This is a genomic window from Pseudomonas sp. B35(2017) (assembly GCF_002113645.1).
Classification (GTDB): domain Bacteria; phylum Pseudomonadota; class Gammaproteobacteria; order Pseudomonadales; family Pseudomonadaceae; genus Aquipseudomonas; species Aquipseudomonas ekonensis.
Genome location: NZ_NEIZ01000001.1, coordinates 247,325 through 266,199 on the forward strand (window position 1 = coordinate 247,325; position 18,875 = coordinate 266,199).

Below are 18,875 nucleotides of genomic sequence, written 5' to 3' on the forward strand. Positions count from 1 at the left end.
TGTAGCGGCTGACCGGGCGATTGCCTAGTGCGGGCTTACTCGGCGGCGCTGACGGCGCGCGAACGCACCATCTGGGCCGGGGCGAAATGGCAGGTGAACGTGCTGCCGTGGCCGGGCACGCTGCTGATCTCCATGCGGGCGCGGTGGCGCAGCAGCACGTGCTTGACGATGGCCAGGCCCAGGCCGGTGCCGCCGGTGTTGGAGTTGCGGCTGGAGTCGACGCGGTAGAAGCGTTCGGTCAGGCGCGGCAGGTGCTTGTTGTCGATGCCGATCCCGGAATCCTGCACGCTCAGGTGGGCGCCTTGCTCGTCGCCCCACCAGCGGATGCGGATGCTGCCTTCGGCCGGGGTGTACTTCACGGCGTTGAACACCAGGTTGGAGAAGGCGCTGCGCAGTTCCGCCTCGCTGCCCTTGAGCAGGATCCCGCCGTCGGCCTCCAGGCTGATGCGCTGGTTCTTGCTGCCGGACAACTGCTGCGCATCGCTCTTGATCGATTGAAGCAATGCATCGATCAGCACCGGGTGATTGTCGGACGGGTAGTCCGTGGCTTCCAGCTTGGCCAGCAGCAACAGATCGTTGAGCAGGGTCTGCATGCGTCCGCCCTGTTGCTGCATCTGCTGCAGGGCACGGCCCCAGCGCGGGTTCACTTCCTCGACGTTGTCGAGCAGGGTCTCCAGGTAGCCGCAGATCACCGTCAGCGGCGTGCGCAGTTCGTGGGAAACGTTGGCGATGAAGTCCTTGCGCATCTGTTCCAGCTGGTGGATGCGGGTGACGTCGCGCACCAGCATCAGGTGCTCGTTGTTGCCGTAGCGGGTGATGTACAGCTGGATGCGCAGGCGGTCGTTGGTCGGCGAGGGGATTTCCAGCGGTTCGGCATAGCTGTCCTGCTCGAAGTATTCCTTGAAGCGCGGATGGCGCACCAGGTTGGTCACCGGTTGGCCGCTGTCCTGCGGGGTCTTGAGGCCGAGCAGGGTCTCGGCGGCGCGGTTCCACCACTCAAGGTTGCCTTCGCTGTCGAGCATGACCACCGCGTCCTTCAGGGCGGCGGTGGATTCCTGGACGCGGTCGATCACCGCTTGCAGGCGTCCGCGCACCCGTTGGTCGCGGCGTTGCAGGTGGTAGATGCTGTCGAACACCTCGCCCCACAGGCCGTAACCGTCGGGCGGCGCTTCGTCGGGTTGGTGCAGGCGCAGCCATTCGTGCAGGCGCAGCAACTGCTTGAGCGTCCAGGCCAGGTACAGCCCCAGGCCCGCGGCGAGGCTCCAGCCGTAGTGACCGGTGATCAGGCCGATCACCAGGCAGGCGGTGACCAGCAACAGCATGTGGCGAATCAGGGTGCCATGCCAGTTTTGGTTCACGGGAAATGCGGTCCTTGTCTGCTTGGCTGGCGCCGGGCTCAGGCTTTGGTGGAAAACCGGTAGCCGGTGCCGCGCACGGTTTGCACCAGATTTTCATAGGCGTCGCCGAGGGCCTTGCGCAGGCGCCGGATGTGCACGTCGACGGTGCGCTCCTCGACATAGACGTTGCCGCCCCAGACCTGGTCCAGCAATTGCCCGCGGGTGTAGGCGCGTTCCTGGTGGGTCATGAAGAACTGCAGCAGGCGGTATTCGGTGGGGCCCATTTCGGCCGGGCGGCCGTCGATGGTCACGCGGTGGCTGATCGGGTCGAGCAGCAGGCCGCCGACCTCGATCGGCGCTTCGCCGTCGGTGGGGCCTGCGCGACGCAGCACGGCCTTCAGGCGCGCCACCAGCTCGCGGGGGGAGAACGGCTTGGTGATGTAGTCGTCGGCGCCGACTTCCAGGCCCTGGATCTTGTTGTCCTCTTCGCCCTTGGCGGTGAGCATGATGATCGGGATGTCCCCGGTCAGCTCGTCGCGCTTGAGGCGCCGCGCCAGTTCGATGCCGGAGGTGCCGGGCAGCATCCAGTCGAGCAGGATCAGATCCGGCTTGCGGTCGACGATGATGGCGTGGGCCTGCTGCGAGTTCTCGGCCTCAAGGCAGTCGTAGCCGGCCATTTCCAACGCCACGGCGATCATCTCGCGGATGGGCGCTTCGTCGTCGACGATCAGAATGTTCCTGCCAACCATGCCTTAATCCTCTTGTCATTTAACTGTCGTGCGCCGCATTAGATAACGGAATTATTGCAGTCGTGTGACAGTATTCGGCGCCCGGCGATTGTGCAAATCCTGGACTAAGCTCTGAGTTCGAATCCTGACAACCACAAAAGAAGGTTTCCATGACTCAGACGACTGTTTCTTTCAAGGCCCTGCTGATGGCCGCCGCACTCGCACTGCCGGGCCTCGCCATGGCGGCCGAGCCGGCCATGATGAAGGACGGCATGATGGTCGACCACAAAGGCATGACCGTCTACACGTTCGACAAGGACGCCGGCGGCAAGTCGATGTGCAACGGCGACTGCGCCAAGAACTGGCCGCCGATGATGGCGCCGGCGGGGGCCAAGGCCGAAGGCAAGTGGACGGTCATCAAGCGTGACGACGGCATGATGCAGTACGCCTACGACGGCAAGCCGCTGTACACCTTCGTGAAGGATGAAAAGCCCGGGGAAATGAAGGGCGACGGCATGAAGGACGTGTGGCACGTCGTGCACGAGCACAAGTGACCGCTTGATCTTTTCCCTCTGTGGAACCCTGTGGGAGCGGACTTGCCCGCGAAGGCGTCAGGTCAGTCGGCAGATCCGTTGACTGATGCGCCGCCATCGCGAGCAGGCTCGCTCCCACAACGGTTCTGCGCGGCGGCTCAGCGCAGCGCGTAATCCAGCACGATCCCGATGAAGATCGCCATCCCCGCCCAATGGTTGTGCAGGAACGCCTTGAAGCACTTCATCCGGTCGCGGTCACGGGTAAACCAGAATTCCCACGCGAAGCAGCCGGCGGCCGCCAGCAGGCCGAGGTGGAACCACATGCCCAGCCCGAACTTCGACCCGGCCAGCAGCAGGCAGCCCAGCGCCAGCCCCTGCAAGGTCAGGATGATCACCCGGTCGGCATCGCCGAACAGGATCGCCGTGGACTTCACGCCGATCTTCAGGTCATCGTCGCGATCCGTCATCGCGTAATAGGTGTCGTAGCCCACGGTCCACAGCAGGTTGGCGATCCACAGCAGCCACGCGGTCGCGGGCAGCTCGCCGGTCTCGGCGGTGAACGCCATCGGCATCCCCCAGGAAAACGCCGCGCCCAGCACCACCTGCGGGTAATAGGTGTAGCGCTTCATGAACGGATAGGTGAACGCCAGCGCCAGGCCGCCCAGCGACAGCCAAACCGTTGCGGCGTTGGTGCACAGCACCAGCAGAAAACTCACGCCCATCAGCAGGGCGAAGAACGCCAGCGCCTCCTTGGAGCTGATCCGGCCGGCGGCCAGCGGGCGCTCCGCGGTGCGTTTGACGTGGCCGTCGACCTTGCGGTCGGCCCAGTCGTTGATCACGCAGCCACCGGCGCGGGTCAGCACCACGCCGAGGACGAAAATAACGATGTTGGCCAGCGACGGCGACCCCTTGCCGGCGATCCACAGCGCCCACAGCGTCGGCCACAGCAGCAGGTAGATGCCGATCGGCTTGTCCATGCGGGTCAGCTGGATGAAGTCCCAGGCCCGCGGGTTCAGGCGGTTCAGGGACTTGAGCAGGCTCTGGTACATCAGCGGTTCTCCGGTTCGGCGGCGGTGGCGGCCCACAGGCTCGGCAGGAAGACCTCCGCCACCAGCACGCTCAGCGCGCCGCGGTCGAAGCGCGAGCGGCGGCCCCACAGCCCAGGCGCGCGGCACTCGGCGGGCAGCCATTGCTCAGGATAGCGGCAGACTTCGATGGCGCGCCGGCTGAAGGCGTGGTCGCAGAACAGCAGCTCGCCCAGGGAGCGGCTGCCCAGTTCGTCCATGTGCAGGCCGTCGCCCTGCAAGGCGCTGCGCGAGGCCACGCTGCGGGCGAACACCCAAGCCTCGCCGTGGCCGCGCAAGTAAACCTCGCGCACCCAGCCTTCGCTGCCCTCGGCCAGGTCCAGCGCCGCGCATTCGTCGGCGCGCAGGGGCTGCCAGCCTTCGAACAGCGGGGTGATGCTGAAGCCGCCGTCGGACAGGCCGGTCAGGCGGCGGGTCAGGGAGCCTTCGTCGAACAGCCAGTCCGAAACCTTCGGGGCGGGGAGGGGCATCAACTGCGTTTGCGCCAGCCAGAGCGGGGCCGGGCGGGATTCTGTGGGTTGCACAATGAGTCGTTTTTGGCCGCAAATGAGGCGGCGAGCTTACCATGGCAGGCGGCGATATTGATTGATCCGGGTCGCCATTGCGCCGAACAGGCTTGCATCTGCCCGGCACCCCCAGTACAAAACGCCCTGAGCCGGAGGGCAGCGCGACACCATCGACCCTCTGCGCCGACACCCGCCTGAACCTCTGAGGAAACACCGGAATGAAGAAGTGGCAATGTATCGTCTGCGGCCTGATCTACAACGAAGCCGAAGGCTGGCCGGATGACGGTATCGCGGCAGGCACCCGCTGGGAAGACGTGCCTGAGGACTGGCTCTGCCCGGACTGCGGCGTCGGTAAGACGGACTTTGAAATGATCGAAATCAACTGAGAAAACACAAGGAGTAGGGCATGAACGCACCTGTAGTGATCATCGGCACCGGGCTGGCCGGCTACAACCTGGCCCGAGAGTTTCGCAAGCTCGACGGCGACACCCCGCTGCTGCTGATCACCGCCGATGACGGCCGTTCCTACTCCAAGCCGATGCTCTCCACCGGCTTCGGCAAGAACAAGGACGCCGACGGCCTGAGCATGGCCGAGCCGGGCGACATGGCCGATCTGCTCAAGGCCGAAGTGCGCACCCATACCCGCATCAGCGGCATCGACCCGGGCCACAAGCGCCTGTGGATCGGCGAGGAGGCGGTCGAGTACCGCGACCTGATCCTCGCCTGGGGCGCCGAGACCGTGCGCGTGCCGATCGCCGGCGATGCGGCGGACCGGGTGTTCCCGATCAACGACCTCGAAGACTACGCGCGTTTCCGCGCCGCCGTGGACGGCAAGCGCCGGGTGCTGCTGCTCGGGGCTGGGCTGATCGGCTGCGAGTTCGCCAACGACCTGATCCTGGGCGGCTACGAGGTGCAAGTGGTTGCGCCGTGCGAACAAGTCATGCCGACCCTCCTGCACCCGGCCGCCGCTGCGGCCGTGCAGGCGGGGCTCGAAGGCCTCGGTGCGCGTTTTCACTTAGGTCCGGTGCTGGCCCGCCTGCAGAAGGTCGCGGACGGCCTGGAGGCGCACCTGTCCGACGGCCAGGTGATCGCCTGCGACGCGGTGGTGTCGGCCATTGGCCTGCGTCCGCGGATCGACCTGGCGGCCGCCGCCGGGCTGCAGGTCAACCGCGGTGTGACGGTCGACCGTCAGCTCAGGACGTCCCACGCCAACATTTACGCCTTGGGCGACTGCGCCGAGGTCGACGGGCTGAATCTTCTGTACGTAATGCCCCTCATGAGCTGTGCGAGAGCGCTGGCGCAGACCCTCAGCGGCAACCCGACGGAGGTCAGCTACGGGCCGATGCCGATCACTGTGAAGACCCCCGTCTGCCCGCTGGTGGTGTCCCCGCCGCCACGGGGCCGCGAGGGCGTGTGGACGGTCGAGGGGCAGGGCGCCGACGTCAAAGCGCTGTGCCATGACGGCGAAGGCCAGTTGCTGGGCTACGCCCTGACCGGCGCGGCCGTGACCGAAAAACTCGCCCTGAACAAACAACTTCCGGCCCTGCTGGCGTAAATACCGGTCGTTCTGTCGGAATCACCCCGCTTTTGCCCCCACAAAGGTCGCGCGGAGACTGGCGCCGCCCCGAACCGCGTGCCATCCTCACTCCCGTCTGCCGCAGCGTAGAGCCTGCGGCGCCTTGGGCGCTGTTCCAACGAGGACAGCACGGACATAACAACAAAAAACCGTCAAAGGGGCTTCACTAATGCGTAAACCAGAACTCGCCGCCGCCATCGCAGAAAAAGCGGATCTGACCAAAGAGCAGGCCAACCGCGTCCTCAATGCCGTTCTCGAAGAAATCACCGGCGCCCTGCACCGCAAGGACAGCGTCACCCTCGTGGGCTTCGGCACCTTCCTGCAACGCCACCGCGGTGCCCGCACCGGCAAGAACCCGCAAACCGGCGAGCCGGTGAAGATCAAGGCCAGCAACACCGTGGCGTTCAAGCCAGGCAAGTCGTTGAAGGACAGCGTCAATCCGTAATTGAAGTGCGCCCCCGGGAAGAGCGGGGGGGCCGCAGTGAAGAAAGGGCATCACGACCAGGTCGGATGCCCTTTTTTGTGTCTGGCGCAAGGGAAGGTGCGGATCAGGCCGAATAGAAATAGCGGGTCAGGTGGAAGAAGATCGGCGCCGCGAAGCAGATCGAGTCCATCCGGTCGAGCATGCCGCCGTGGCCCTTGATCATCGTGCCCCAGTCCTTGGCGCTCAGGCTGCGCTTGATCGCGGACATGACCAGGCCACCGAGAAAGCCCATGGTCACGATGACCAGCGACATCAGCAGCGCCGCCCAGAAGCTGAACGGCGTCATCCAGAACATGCAGCCGCCGATCAGCGTGGCCGACAGGCCTCCCCCGATCAGACCCTCCACGGTCTTCGACGGGCTCACCAGCGGCGCGACCTTGCGTTTGCCGAACAGTTTGCCGAACACGTACTGCAGGACATCGCTCATCTGCACCACGAAGACCAGGTAGAACAGCAGCAGGGCGTTCTGACCCTGAAAGCCTTGCAGATCCAGCAGCAACAGCGCCGGCGCGTGGCTGATGCAGTAGATGCAGATCATCACCCCCCATTGGATCTTCGCCGTGCGCTCCAGAAAACCTTCGGTTTCCTGGCTCAGGACGGCGATCGCCGGCAGCAGCAGGAACGCATACACCGGCACCAGCAACGTGAACATCGAGTACCAGTGCGTGCCGATCAGCAGGTATTGCAGGGGGATCAGAATGAAAAACGCCGAGAACAGCGCGTTGTGGTCGCCACGCGCAGTGGGCGTCAGCGTGATGAACTCGCGCAGCGCGAACAGGGAAATGAAGCCGAACAGCACGACCGTGGCGTTGGGGCCGAGCAACCAGGACACGAAGAAAACGATGACCATCCCCCACCAGGCGTTCACCCGCTGGTTGAGGTTTTCGATGGTCGCCACCGAGCTTTCGGAGGTGGCCCGCCGGGCCAGGACGCTACCGGTGAGCGAAGCCACGGCCAGCAGGCAGGCAATGGCTGCGAAGAACCAGAGGAATTTGGTTTCCAGACTCATTTCGACAACCTCACGATGGCATCGCGTGCGCGTTCGAGGAACGCCTGCTTTTCTTCGCCGGCAAGGCGTGGCAACGGATCGCCTATGCGGATGGTGCAGATGATCGGTAGCGGCACGTGTTTGCCCTTCGGCATCGAGCGGTGCAGGTTTTCCAGATAGATCGGCACCAGGTCGACCTCGGGGAAGGTCTCGGCCAACCGGAAGATGCCGGACTTGAAGGGGCCTGGCAGCGGCTGGGTGGAACGGGTGCCCTCGGGGAAAATGATGATCGAGTGCCCGGCCCGCACCACGTCGAAAATCGGCTCCAGCACATTGGTGCCCGGCGCAGGGTTGCGCTCAATCAGCACGGCGTTCAGGACGGTTTGGGAAATGTAGGACAGAAAGCGGTTCTTGCCCCAGTAGTCGGCGGCCGCCACAGGCTTCACATCGCGCCGGGCCTGCGCCGGCAGCGCAGCGATGATCGCCAGGGTGTCCATGTGACTGGTGTGATTGGCGAAGTAGATCCGCTGGCGGGTGAGATCAGGCGGGCTTTCCCAGCGGGCCGTCACGCCGATCAGGAATCGCAGCAGCGAAATCAGCGCATTACTGATCCACATGGGCATTCCCCTTCAGTTGCTTGGAGATGGCCAGCGTCCGCGTGACGCAGGTGGCGACCGAACCGACGGCGATGATCAGCAATGCGATCAACAGAGCATGATGGGTGCCGTAAACGCTGGTTTCGAACACGTTCAACAGCAGCGCCACGGTCATCACCGCCATGCGGTGCTGCTTGGCCATCGGCCCCATGAAGCTCTGCTTGAGCCCGAGGGCGCCGCCGAATACCCGCACATAAGCGGTCAGCGCCGCCGCCAGCGCCGCGAACCAGCCAAGGTCCGCTTGGCCGATGGCGTAACCCAACCCGACGATCAACAGGCTGTCCGCCACCCGGTCGGGAAACTCGTTGTACAGGCTGCCGATCGCCGACTGCTTGCCGCCCTCGATGGCCACCATTCCGTCGAACAGGTTGCACAACAAGCGCAGTTGAATGCCGATGATGCAGAAGACCGACCCGGCCACGCCGTTGTCGATCCACAACGTCAGCGCGCCGAAGAGCGCGAAGACCATGCTGACGACGGAAATCTGATTGGGCGAAATGTCCCGCTTCACCAGACCGTCAGTGACCCGCCTCGCCCAACCGGCAGACCGTGTCTTGATGGGCCTTCTGTTTTCATCCATTTGCCAATGTCCTTGTCGGTGCTGCGTTGCAAAAAAAACGGTTACGGGGCGTTGACGGTGTTCGACTGATTTTAGTTACCAGGAACCGTAGGGGATGCCGAATTTTTCTACGTAGGCTTTGGACTCTTCCTGGAAAAAGTAATACTCGCCCAGTGCCTTACCCAAGTGCGGGCCGAGGGGGACAACGCTGGCCTGTTCGCGGGTGACCTCAATTGCCTGAAGGCAGGGGCCGGTGATCCAGACTTTGACGATGCCGCCGGGGGCGAGTCCGACCACTAGCCATTTGCGATGTCTTGTGGCCACTTTTTGATAGGCTCGACAAAACACGTCCTCGCTATTGCGCATCAGCTCGCGGGTGGATTCCGGGATTCTGATGAGGGCGTTGTAGGTCTGAGGCTCGGCGATTGATTGCCAGCGAACATAGAGCAACTCAGGCAGGTTTGCGCCAACGACACGTCGACCTTTGCCTCCCGGGATTTCGGGCCAGCCTGCGGGCTTTCCTCTGAACTCTGCAGGAACACCCTTGCTTAAGGGGCGTGGATATCCTTGAGCGGGTATGCCACTGCCTGCGTTCCCGAAGACCTTCCCGTCAATATCCAGAACTGCGGCTGTCTCTATCCAGACATCCATGTAGTCCGGAGAGTAAAAGTTAAGGCTCCAGGCGTCATAGGGCAGTTTCCGGGCCTTCACGGACGAACAACCTGTCAGCAGGATAGAGAGGAGCAAGACGCAGATCTTCAGGGGGGAGCTGCTTCGTTCAAGCATTGGGATGCACCACGCGAGTGAATTTTTCTGCCGGTCGATTGATGAACACAATGTCCAGATCACTGCTGCCGAAGTTTCTGGCGGCGTTCCAGTTCGCGGACAAATGAATGTAGCGGGTGACGAGTAGCGTCTCTTCTTCGGGAGTGAGGTCGATGCGGCGAGTTTCCCCCAGCGCAAAACGCATCAATTTTGTCGCGATAGGCACCAGTTCTTCCGGTAATGCGAAGCGGCCATCCGGTTCGACGGAAAGAAACGGCACATCATGCTTCACCGCCAACGCACGCATGATCCGCAGATAGATCAATGACAGTTCATTGCGCATTTCCCGCTGACAGCTGACGACAGCGAAGACCCGCTTCCAACGGGTTCTGTCGCCTTTGACGTTCTGTACGACGCGCTTCTCCCATGTGCGTATTTCCAGCGGCAAATCATGAAGATTCAACTGATCCTGCAGACGTCTGAGTTCATATTGCGCAGCCACAAACGCTTTGGATTCATGCAAGGGCAAGCGAACGTCTTCATCGCTTGAGTGCAGTTTGCTGAGCAACACCCGCTCGATGGATCGCGGCAGGTAGCCACCGCCCAGATCGGAATGCACCCCCGGCAACACGATATCCGCAGCATCGGCCTTGTTGAGCGAGAAGTTGTGACGACGCTCATCTCTGGCCACGAGGTGTACGACTTTTTTGGCAATGTCCGGCGCGAGGTACAGATTGAGCCCCGGGTTGACTGCATCGTGGACGCTGAAGTCGCCCGATGAGAGTTTTGCGATGGCGGCAGCGGTATCGAATATGCCAATGAAGTTGATGGTGACATCTGAACGGGTGCTCCAGCTGAAACCCTCAACGAACATGGAGTTTTCGCTGAGTGCTGTTGCTACAAGACTTTTTTGGTCGTTGAAGACGTCATTGGCGAAATGTCTTGCGGCTGCAGCTCCGCGACTGAAGCCGAAAATATCGAATTCTACTTGAGCAACTTTTCGATCCGGATTGGCCTGCTGAAAAAGCTCAATCTGTTCCAGAATCGCGGAAGGGCTCTGTTCGACTCTCGCCAATACTCCCTGGACACCCATCCCTGTCGCCTGCGAGTACAACGAGTCTTCGGCACCGCTGGCAGTGCCGATTCCTTCCAGGTAAACGGGGATGTACGCCATGCGTTCGTCCTCTGCCAAACGGCTCTTGGTATCGTCTCGGTAGAGACCATGAAGCCTCGCCACATTGCTCAAATCATTCCCGTAGCTGTTGTCCGGCGCCCCTCCCTGCCCGTCGTATCCCTGAGTTTCGCAAAACTTCTGAAGGTCTTCTGCTTTCGCCTCCAGCCCCACGTCCCGCGCATGGCACCCGGCAACGCTTTCGCTGTTCAGCCGGTTATTCCCCGTCCCGTCAAAAAACACCCCGATCCGCAGCGTAATCCCGGCAGGTGCCTCATCCTCCAGCTCAACCTCTTCCTCCTCCTCTTCAAGTTCATCTTCAACCGCTGCCTTCGCCCCGGACGCGGGCGCAGCAGCCAGCGCACCGTCCATGCCGGGTAGCCGCCAATCAGCGCCTTCTCCTTCACGCGTCTTGCCCCCGGTCTCGATCTGCGTGCTGCTGAAGATCCCGCCCCCGTCGATCACGATGTGATGCCCGCCAGCCTTCAAGGTGATGCTGGCCCCCGCATCCAGCACCACGCTGGCGCCCGCCCGCAGATGCACTTGTTGGCCGGCCTCCAAGCTGAGGACGCTGCCCACGTCGGTCTGGCTGCGGCCCTTGATCGATTCGCGCCGGTCGCGTCCGACCTCCAGGCGGCAGTCGTTGAGGATCTGCCGCTCCATGTCGCGCTGGGCGCGCAGGTAGATCAGTTCCTGCCCGGCCCGGTCTTCAAGGGTCAGTTCGTGGTAGCCGCCCGTGCGGGGTGTGCTGCAGCTGCGCAGGGTGGTTCGGGTCTTGTGGGCGGGCAGCCGGTAGGGCGTGGGCGTGACCTTGTTGACCACGCAGCCGGTGATCAGCGGCTTGTCCGGATCGCCCTCCAGGAAGGTCACCACCACTTCCATGCCGACGCGCGGAACGGTCACCGCCCCGAAACCGTCTCCGGCCCACGCCGACGACACGCGCACCCAGCAACTGCTGCGCTCGCTGTTGGAGTGCGCCCGATCCCAAGGGAACTCGACCTTCACCCGCCCGTTTTCGTCGCAGTAGATGTCTTCGTCTTTGGGGCCTGTGACCCTTGCGGTCTGGCTGACGAGCGGCGGCCGGCGCGCCGGCAGGGGCGGGCGGTACACCACGTCGGCAGGGGCCGCGGTGAAGGTGTTGCGGTAGCCTCGGGCAAAGTCTTCGCCGGGTTGAATGCCGTGGGGCGCCGTTTCCTCCAGCACCTGGGGTTGCCGGCCCTCGTGCGTCACGCTGAGTAGCAGCCACAGGGCGTTGCATCTTTTCCGGGGATGTCCGCTCAGCTCGAACAGGTGGCCGCTGCGCAGGGGCGGCTGGTCGCTTGCGCCCTCGGCCAGCTCGTAGTCGGCCCGATACCGCTCCAGCGCCTGGCGGGCGAGACGTTTGCCGCGCTTCTCGCCCTCCAGGAGCAACGGATAGCGGTAGTCCTCCAGCGTTGGCTCGAACTCGGCGCGGAAGCGGCTTTCGAGCGTCAGGCTTGGACGATTCAAGTCGTAGTCGCGGCGCGTGACGGCGCTGGTGCGGGTTCTGGCGCTCAAGGAAAACCGTCTGACCACCGGGTGCCCGGCGACCATGCCGCTGTCCGGTCGGTAGGGCGTGGCGGGCAGTGTGATCAGGTACACCGGGTCATCGGTGAACACCAACAGATGGCGATCGGCCGAATGGCGGTGATGCCAGGCGATGCCTTCTTCGGCGCACAGGCGCTGAATGAACGCGAAATCGCTCTCGCCGTATTGGGTGCAATAGTCGCGCGGCGGCAACGGTTGGACATGAAAGGCAAAGGCGTCGGGCTGGATGCCGTGACGTTTGAGGACTTGCGCGATGATCTGCGCGACCGTCAGCCCCTGGAAAATCCGCTGGTCGTGGCTGAACTGCAAGTAGTGCAGGAAGGGCACCAGCGACAGGCCGTAGTGCGTCAGACGCTTTCCCGAGTCACCGGCCGACGCCTCTTCGATATGGCCGTGGATCCCCTCGCCGTGGTGGCCGAACCGGAGGAAGGCCGGCTGGCCGAGCAGGCTTTCCATGTCGAAATCAGGGTGTTCGCTGACCAGCTCGATGCGCAGGGCATAAAGGCCGCTGACCCTTTCGGTGCCGTTGAACGCCAGCACCTGGAAGTCATGGCGGACGCCGGGAATGTGCAGCGTGACGGAGGCGGAATTGACAGTTTCAGACATGCGCGTGTCCCTGGATCGCGGGGAAAACCGGCGTGGTGTCGAAACCGTCCCTGGCCAGCGCACGCCGATGTTTGGCTGCACGCTAACAAGGCGTGAAACATGTTTATGTAAGAAGTGTCCGGCGCTTGAGTCAGACCGATCCGTGTTTCAAAGTGCGGGTTCTGTTTGAGGAAAGGGCTGTAGGAAGAGCGACGGCGGGATATAGCATTCGATGCATGAACCCCCTTTTGCGCAAGGCCTTTGGAACTAGTGGATATATAGGATGCCATCATTGTGATGGCACTTTTATTGTTCCCGATGGTTTTTCACCTTTTGTTCATAGATACCGTCCCATTTTCAGAACCGTCCTACTTCATTTTTTTTCTGGATTTGTCATGCTTTCCGCCCTTACTTGTGGAACGAGCGTGCAGCTGTCCGGTGGCGGTTTCGCGGGCCGCTCTAGGTCGGAGGTTTCGGCCTTGAGGGAGGTAAACGTGGAATATAAACAGGCATCAGGGAAACCCTTGCGGCATATAGGGCAATCTCTTACAGAGCCCAATGAACACTTCGTCTTGTTGTTTAATCGGATGCTTGCTAGTGGCCATCATAGTGATTACGATGCGCGCACTTGAAAGAGCAGAAACTCAATTGGATGAGTCGCTTCACCGCTCTTCGCTACTGTCCCGCGCCGCTGCCATTCCAATGGGCGCACGACCGTAATCCAAACTAAAGGCCATGGATGTCCTACTCGAGCAAACTTTCCGCCCATTACCTCGAACTCGCTAAAGTCTCTGTTTCCAAAGAGAATTTTGCGGGCGAAGACGTTCGCTTCTCGAGCGAATTCGAGGCGCTGGAAAGCGAGCTGGCCAAGGCTTCGTCGATGCACGAAAGCGGCCAGATCGACTGGCTCAAAATCCGCGAAAACAGCGAAACCCTCCTGCGCACCCAGTCCAAGGACCTGCGGGTCGGCGCCTGGCTGACGTGGTCGCTGTACCAGCGCGAATCCTTCCCCGGGCTGCTCGCCGGCCTCGGCCTGCTGCACCATCTGTCGGAAAACAACTGGGCCGACATCCACCCGCTCAAGCCCCGCACCCGGGCCGCCGCCATCGGTTGGCTGGTGCCGCGGTTGGAGCAGGTCATCACCGAAAACGTCGCGATCAAGGAACAGCTGCCGATGTTCCGGCGCCTGTCCGAGCATCTGGACGGCCTCGACGCCGCCTGCAGCCAGCACCTGGGCGACGACGCGCCGCTGCTGCTGCCGGTCAGCCGCCGCCTCAAGACCATGATCCAGCGCGCCGCCGACAACCAGCCGGAGCCCGGCGTGGTCGGCGCGGCGGTGGCCCAGGTCAAGCAGGCCGCCACCCAGCTGTTCACCCCCGGCGCACCGATCGACAACGAGAAAGAGGCCTACAAGGCCCTGCGCGCCCAGCAGGAGAGCGCCCGTCCGCTGTGCGCCTGGTGGCTCAAGCAGAAGGCCACCGACCTGCGCGCCCTGCGCCTGAACCGCACGCTGCTGTGGCTGCCGATCGACGCGGTGCCCGAGCGCAACGCCGAGCAGATCACCGTGCTGCGCAACCTGCCGACGGACAAGCTCAAGGCCTATCAGGACCGTTTCGACCAGGGCAAGTACGCCGACCTGCTGGTGGAGCTGGAGGCGAGCCTGGCGAAGGCGCCGTTCTGGTTCGACGGCCAGCGGATGGTCTGGGAATGCCTGCAGAACCTCAACGCCGAAATGGCCATGCGCGAAGTGGAGATCCACTTCGCGCTTTTGGTTCAGCGCCTGCCCGGCATCGTCGAGCTGCGTTTTCACGACGGCGTGCCGTTCGCCGATCCGGCCACCCGCGCCTGGATCGCCGCCAACGTCATGCCGCACCTGCAGAGCGCCAGCGCGCCGCGCAAGGTCGAGGCCGAGGTCGAGACCCAGCCGGCCTGGGAAAAGGCCCTCGAAGAGGTGATGCCGATCCTGCGCAAGGAAGGCCTGAAGGCCGCCGTGCAGATCCTCAAGCAAGGCCTGCAGGCCGCCCACGGCGGACGGGTGCGCTTCTTCTGGCAGTTCGCCCTGGCGCGCCTGTGCTTCATGGCCAAGAAGTACGAACTGGCCAAGAACCAGCTCGAAACCCTCGATCAGACACTACAGGACTCAGGCCTGCACGCCTGGGAGCCCGATCTTGCGCTGGAAGTGCTGCACCTGCTGCACAGTTGCTGCGAGCTGATGCCGCAGAACCATGCCGTACGTGAACGCAAGGATGAGATTTATCGCAGGCTGTGCCACCTCGACCTCGAAGTGGTACTCGAATAGGCCCCAGGGCCACAACCGCAAGGAGAAAAGCCATGGCCAAAGAAGGCTCGGTAGCCCCCAAGGAACGCATCAACGTCACCTTCAAACCCGCCACCGGCGGTGCTCAGGAAGAGATTGAACTGCCGCTGAAACTGCTGGCGATCGGTGACTACACCCACCGCAAGGACGAGCGCAAGATCGAGGATCGCAAGCCGATCAGCATCGACAAGATGACCTTCGACGAGGTGCTGGCCAAGCAGGAGCTGAGCCTGACCCTGAGCGTGCCGAACCGTCTGCAGGAAGACGGCGAAGCCGACGAGCTGGCCGTGCAGCTGCGCGTCAACTCCATGAAGGACTTCAACCCGGCCAGCCTGGTCGAGCAAGTGCCTGAACTGAAAAAGCTGATGGAACTGCGCGATGCGCTCGTGGCCCTGAAAGGCCCGCTGGGCAACGCCCCTGCGTTCCGTAAAGCCATCGAAGGCGTGCTCGCCGACGACGAATCCCGCGGTCGCGTACTCGGTGAGCTGGGCCTGAACGCCGCAGCCCCGGACGCCTGAGACTCCAGCAGCCAAGGAAGCCAACACAATGAGCACTAGCGCAGCACAACAGAACGCCGCCGAGAACGGCGAATACAGCATCCTCGACAGCATCATCGCCGAGACCCGCCTGACGCCGGACGACGAAGCCTATGACATCGCCAAGCGCGGTGTGTCGGCGTTCATCGAAGAGCTGCTCAAGCCGCAGAACAACGGTGAGCCGGTCAAGAAGGCCATGGTCGACCGCATGATCGCCGAGATCGATGCCAAGCTCAGCCGTCAGATGGACGAAATCCTGCACCACCCGGACTTCCAGGCCCTGGAATCGTCGTGGCGCGGCCTGCAACTGCTGGTGGACCGCACCAACTTCCGCGAAAACATCAAGATCGAAATCCTCAACGTCTCCAAGGACGACCTGCTGGACGACTTCGAAGACTCGCCGGAAGTGATGCAGTCGGGCCTGTACAAGCACATCTACACCGCTGAATACGGCCAGTTCGGTGGACAGCCGGTGGGCGCGATCATCGCCAACTACTACCTGTCCCCAAGCTCGCCGGACGTGAAGCTGATGCAGTACGTGTCCAGCGTCGCCTGCATGTCCCACGCGCCGTTCATCGCCGCCGCCGGCCCGAAATTCTTCGGCCTGGAAAGCTTCACCGGCCTGCCGGACCTGAAGGACCTGAAAGACCACTTCGAAGGCCCGCAATTCACCAAGTGGCAGAGCTTCCGTACCTCCGAAGACGCCCGCTACGTCGGCCTGACCGTGCCGCGTTTCCTGCTGCGCAACCCGTACGACCCGGAAGAGAACCCGGTCAAGTCGTTCGTGTACAAGGAAAACGTCGCCAACAGCCACGAACACTACCTGTGGGGCAACACCGCCTACGCGTTCGGCACCAAGCTGACCGACAGCTTCGCCAAGTTCCGCTGGTGCCCGAACATCATCGGCCCGCAGAGCGGCGGCGCCGTTGAAGACCTGCCTCTGCACCACTTCGAGAGCATGGGCGAGATCGAGACCAAGATCCCGACCGAGGTTCTGGTGTCCGACCGCCGCGAGTACGAACTGGCCGAGGAAGGCTTCATCTCCCTGACCATGCGCAAAGGCTCCGACAACGCGGCGTTCTTCTCCGCAAGCTCGGTGCAGAAGCCGAAGTTCTTCGGCATCAGCGCAGAAGGCAAGGCGGCTGAGCTGAACTACAAGCTCGGCACCCAACTGCCGTACATGATGATCGTCAACCGTCTGGCCCACTACCTGAAGGTCCTGCAGCGCGAGCAACTCGGTTCGTGGAAAGAGCGCACCGACCTCGAGCTGGAACTGAACAAGTGGATCCGCCAGTACGTGGCCGACCAGGAAAACCCGAGCGCCGAAGTCCGTGGCCGCCGTCCTCTGCGCGCTGCGCAGGTGATCGTCAGCGACGTCGAAGGCGAGCCGGGCTGGTACCGCGTCAGCCTGAACGTGCGTCCGCACTTCAAGTACATGGGTGCCGATTTCACCCTGTCGCTGGTCGGCAAGCTGGACAAAGAGTAAGAGCGACTCATGGACGGATACGGCAGCCTTTTCGAACGCCTGAACGGCGACGCGGACCTGCGCGCCGGCTGGAGCCGCGAGGCTTCGGCCATGGCGTCGGTGGCTGCCCATCTGGCCAAAATGCTCAGCACCCGGGCGGGCAGCGTGCAGACGCTGTCCGACTACGGGTTGCCCGATCTCAATGACATGCGCCTGAGCCTGCACGACTCCCTGAGCCAGGCCCGCCTGGCCATCGAAAGCTTCATCGAAGCCTACGAGCCGCGCCTGAGCAACGTGCGTGTCATTTCCCTGCCGCGTGACCACGACCAGCTCCGCCTGTCCTTCAGCATCGAAGGCCTGCTGGAGGTGGACGGTTTCAAGCGTCAGGTCAGTTTCTCCGCGCGCCTGGACGGCAGCGGCCAAGTGAAGGTCAACTAAGGAAATCCCCGATGTCCGGCAAACCCGCAGCCCGCGTCTCCGACCCCACCGCTTGCCCGCTCCCAGGCCACGGCACCAACCCGATCGCCGCCGGTTCCGGTGACGTCTTCTTCGACGGCCTCCCGGCCGCCCGCCAAGGCGATGCCTCGGCCTGCGGCGGCGCCCTGGTCGGCGACCTCGCCACCACGGTGCTGATCAACGGCAAACCGGCCGCGACCGTGGGTTCGGTAGGGGCCCATGGCAACAAGGTTACTGCCGGCTCCGGGACGGTGATCATCGGCAATTCGCATTCGCCGGCGCCGTTTGTGCCGCCGTTGCCGTTGAACATTTTTGGCTTTGACGTTCGGATTCAGTTGATGGATCAAGCGTCAGGAGCGCCGCTCAAAAATGTCTCTTACATCGCCACGCTTGAAGATGGCACAGAGGTGCACGGCAAGACAGATGCGTCTGGATTCTCGAAAGCACTAGGCAAAAAAGCTCAACCACAAAATGTCCAGATATCGGTGAAACCGAACTGGCTTCTAAAAGGGGAGTGAGATGCCTCAAGCCGTCCAGGTAGCGAATGTCGCTACCACACCTGCCGCCGACGTTTCGCCGATTCAGGTTTACTTGACTGCGGATAACGACTTTCTCATCCCTTTGGTCTTTCCCCAGTTCGAAATCCATGTAATGGATGACTACAAGGACACTTGGTTTGGTCAAAAAATCAAAATCGAGTTTCCCAAAGCACCTTTCCTTGGTCATGCAGGTGTTTTGCTAATTAATGGCAAGACAGGTGTTTCTAAATACTATGAATACGGTCGATATAAAGGGCCTGGCCCGGCTGGGCGTGTTCAAAAAGGCAATATTCCGGACGTAAAAATTGTGGCCGGACATATTACAGAATCTTCATTGAAAAAAACGCTTAGGCAAATTTCGATAGCTCACGGCCAATCTGGGAATATCAAAGGTGTCGTGCTTAGAGGCGCCATTTATGCAAACGCTTTGGCATGGTTGGATGGAAAATTTTCTGAGAACAATGACAAGTCACGGAAGCCCTACGATTTAGGGAATCATAACTGCGTAACTTTCGCTGCTGATTTGGCGGAGAGCGTTGGTTTTTCTCCTCCTTTCCGCTCTCGTACAGTTGTTCCAACTGCATATATGGCGCAATTCCAATTGTCTGAAACTGATATTGATTACAATTTTGCTGACGACAAATTGGAAATTGACGAATGAAATTTTTTAAGAAATTAGTCATTTCGCTAATTATTATTTTCTGTCTCCTGATAGTGGCAATATTTGCTCTGTTGGAGCGAGATGACGGAAAGGGGCCTGTTTTGAAAGACCATCCGAATGCTTTTTGGAGTGGCGCGGAAGACGGCGGCTCTTTCTTTGAAATCACCAAGTCGAGCCCGCCAAATTATTACGTAGAAATACGCCATGAAAGCGGGGGGATCTGGTCCAAAGGATGGGTGAGGTATGTCAAGAAGGGCGGAGGCCCGCTTTTGAATGAAGATTTCATGGGTTACGACGGGGGAGAGGATGTTTATTTGCAGGACGAAACTGCATTGAAGTTGAACCCGGAAATGGTGAAGTAG

Annotated in this window: 20 protein-coding genes; 11 read left to right on the forward strand and 9 right to left on the reverse strand. The window is 61.8% G+C overall.

The features are described 5' to 3' along the window. Positions 1-35: 35 nt before the first annotated feature. Positions 36-1,322 (reverse strand): phosphate regulon sensor histidine kinase PhoR, encoded by a 1,287-nt coding sequence (gene phoR / locus CAG41_RS01130; protein WP_256576738.1) that lies wholly within the window; start codon positions 1,320-1,322, stop codon positions 36-38. 74 nt (positions 1,323-1,396) lie between these two features. Next, positions 1,397-2,086: a phosphate regulon transcriptional regulator PhoB gene (gene phoB, locus CAG41_RS01135; RefSeq protein WP_085579082.1), complete on the reverse strand. Its 690-nt coding sequence runs from the start codon at positions 2,084-2,086 to the stop codon at positions 1,397-1,399. Positions 2,087-2,235: 149 nt separating this feature from the next. Between phoB and CAG41_RS01140 the strand changes: the two genes are divergently transcribed. Further along, positions 2,236-2,619 carry a hypothetical protein gene (locus CAG41_RS01140; RefSeq protein WP_085706623.1) on the forward strand — a complete coding sequence of 128 codons (384 nt, stop codon included), beginning with the start codon at positions 2,236-2,238 and terminating at the stop codon, positions 2,617-2,619. A gap of 137 nt (positions 2,620-2,756) precedes the next feature. Here the strand turns inward: CAG41_RS01140 and ubiA are convergent, their stop codons facing one another. Next, positions 2,757-3,647, reverse strand: a complete 891-nt coding sequence (gene ubiA, locus CAG41_RS01145) for a 4-hydroxybenzoate octaprenyltransferase (protein ID WP_085638616.1) — start codon at positions 3,645-3,647, stop codon at positions 2,757-2,759. After that, positions 3,647-4,207 carry a chorismate lyase gene (locus CAG41_RS01150; protein WP_085638613.1) on the reverse strand — a complete coding sequence of 187 codons (561 nt, stop codon included), beginning with the start codon at positions 4,205-4,207 and terminating at the stop codon, positions 3,647-3,649. The genes ubiA and CAG41_RS01150 overlap by 1 nt, the downstream gene beginning before the upstream one ends. Positions 4,208-4,407: 200 nt before the next feature. Between CAG41_RS01150 and CAG41_RS01155 the strand changes: the two genes are divergently transcribed. The 3 genes from CAG41_RS01155 to CAG41_RS01165 all read left to right on the forward strand — a co-directional run bounded on the left by CAG41_RS01155 (position 4,408) and on the right by CAG41_RS01165 (position 6,210). Beyond that, entirely contained in the window at positions 4,408-4,575 is a 168-nt protein-coding gene (locus CAG41_RS01155; RefSeq protein ID WP_085579074.1) for a rubredoxin, read from the forward strand. A 20-nt stretch (positions 4,576-4,595) separates the two neighbouring features. Continuing rightward, positions 4,596-5,744, forward strand: a complete 1,149-nt coding sequence (locus CAG41_RS01160; protein ID WP_085706624.1) for an NAD(P)/FAD-dependent oxidoreductase — start codon at positions 4,596-4,598, stop codon at positions 5,742-5,744. A gap of 190 nt (positions 5,745-5,934) precedes the next feature. Then, positions 5,935-6,210 carry an HU family DNA-binding protein gene (locus tag CAG41_RS01165; protein ID WP_003213368.1) on the forward strand — a complete coding sequence of 92 codons (276 nt, stop codon included), beginning with the start codon at positions 5,935-5,937 and terminating at the stop codon, positions 6,208-6,210. 103 nt (positions 6,211-6,313) lie between these two features. On the opposite strand, the gene CAG41_RS01170 is transcribed toward CAG41_RS01165, so the two are convergent. The 5 genes from CAG41_RS01170 to tssI form a co-directional block, all read right to left on the reverse strand. Beyond that, entirely contained in the window at positions 6,314-7,258 is a 945-nt protein-coding gene (locus CAG41_RS01170) for a phosphatidate cytidylyltransferase (RefSeq protein WP_085706625.1), read from the reverse strand. Beyond that, positions 7,255-7,854 (reverse strand): 1-acyl-sn-glycerol-3-phosphate acyltransferase, encoded by a 600-nt coding sequence (locus CAG41_RS01175; RefSeq protein WP_085579068.1) that lies wholly within the window; start codon positions 7,852-7,854, stop codon positions 7,255-7,257. Before CAG41_RS01175 ends, CAG41_RS01170 begins: the two co-directional genes overlap by 4 nt. Next, positions 7,841-8,473 (reverse strand): CDP-alcohol phosphatidyltransferase family protein, encoded by a 633-nt coding sequence (locus CAG41_RS01180; protein ID WP_085706626.1) that lies wholly within the window; start codon positions 8,471-8,473, stop codon positions 7,841-7,843. Before CAG41_RS01180 ends, CAG41_RS01175 begins: the two co-directional genes overlap by 14 nt. A 75-nt stretch (positions 8,474-8,548) precedes the next feature. Then, positions 8,549-9,238 (reverse strand): DUF2931 family protein, encoded by a 690-nt coding sequence (locus CAG41_RS01185; protein ID WP_085579064.1) that lies wholly within the window; start codon positions 9,236-9,238, stop codon positions 8,549-8,551. After that, entirely contained in the window at positions 9,231-12,560 is a 3,330-nt protein-coding gene (gene tssI / locus CAG41_RS01190) for a type VI secretion system tip protein TssI/VgrG (protein ID WP_085706627.1), read from the reverse strand. The genes CAG41_RS01185 and tssI overlap by 8 nt, the downstream gene beginning before the upstream one ends. Before the next feature lie 718 nt (positions 12,561-13,278). Here tssI and tssA point away from each other — a divergent pair. From tssA to CAG41_RS01225, 7 genes are read left to right on the forward strand one after another with little or no spacing between them, the layout of a single operon-like run. Then, positions 13,279-14,838 carry a type VI secretion system protein TssA gene (tssA, locus tag CAG41_RS01195; protein WP_085579060.1) on the forward strand — a complete coding sequence of 520 codons (1,560 nt, stop codon included), beginning with the start codon at positions 13,279-13,281 and terminating at the stop codon, positions 14,836-14,838. 32 nt (positions 14,839-14,870) lie between these two features. Further along, positions 14,871-15,374: a type VI secretion system contractile sheath small subunit gene (gene tssB, locus CAG41_RS01200; RefSeq protein WP_008007671.1), complete on the forward strand. Its 504-nt coding sequence runs from the start codon at positions 14,871-14,873 to the stop codon at positions 15,372-15,374. Between the two features lie 28 nt (positions 15,375-15,402). Beyond that, entirely contained in the window at positions 15,403-16,878 is a 1,476-nt protein-coding gene (gene tssC / locus CAG41_RS01205; protein WP_085579058.1) for a type VI secretion system contractile sheath large subunit, read from the forward strand. Positions 16,879-16,887: 9 nt separating this feature from the next. After that, on the forward strand, positions 16,888-17,295 hold the full coding sequence (gene tssE / locus CAG41_RS01210) for a type VI secretion system baseplate subunit TssE (RefSeq protein ID WP_085579056.1): 408 nt from the start codon (positions 16,888-16,890) through the stop codon (positions 17,293-17,295). Between the two features lie 11 nt (positions 17,296-17,306). After that, positions 17,307-17,831, forward strand: a complete 525-nt coding sequence (locus CAG41_RS01215; RefSeq protein ID WP_085630256.1) for a PAAR domain-containing protein — start codon at positions 17,307-17,309, stop codon at positions 17,829-17,831. A gap of 1 nt (position 17,832) precedes the next feature. Further along, positions 17,833-18,513, forward strand: a complete 681-nt coding sequence (locus CAG41_RS28520; RefSeq protein ID WP_085630254.1) for a DUF6695 family protein — start codon at positions 17,833-17,835, stop codon at positions 18,511-18,513. Further along, on the forward strand, positions 18,510-18,875 hold the full coding sequence (locus tag CAG41_RS01225; protein ID WP_139834940.1) for a hypothetical protein: 366 nt from the start codon (positions 18,510-18,512) through the stop codon (positions 18,873-18,875). Before CAG41_RS28520 ends, CAG41_RS01225 begins: the two co-directional genes overlap by 4 nt.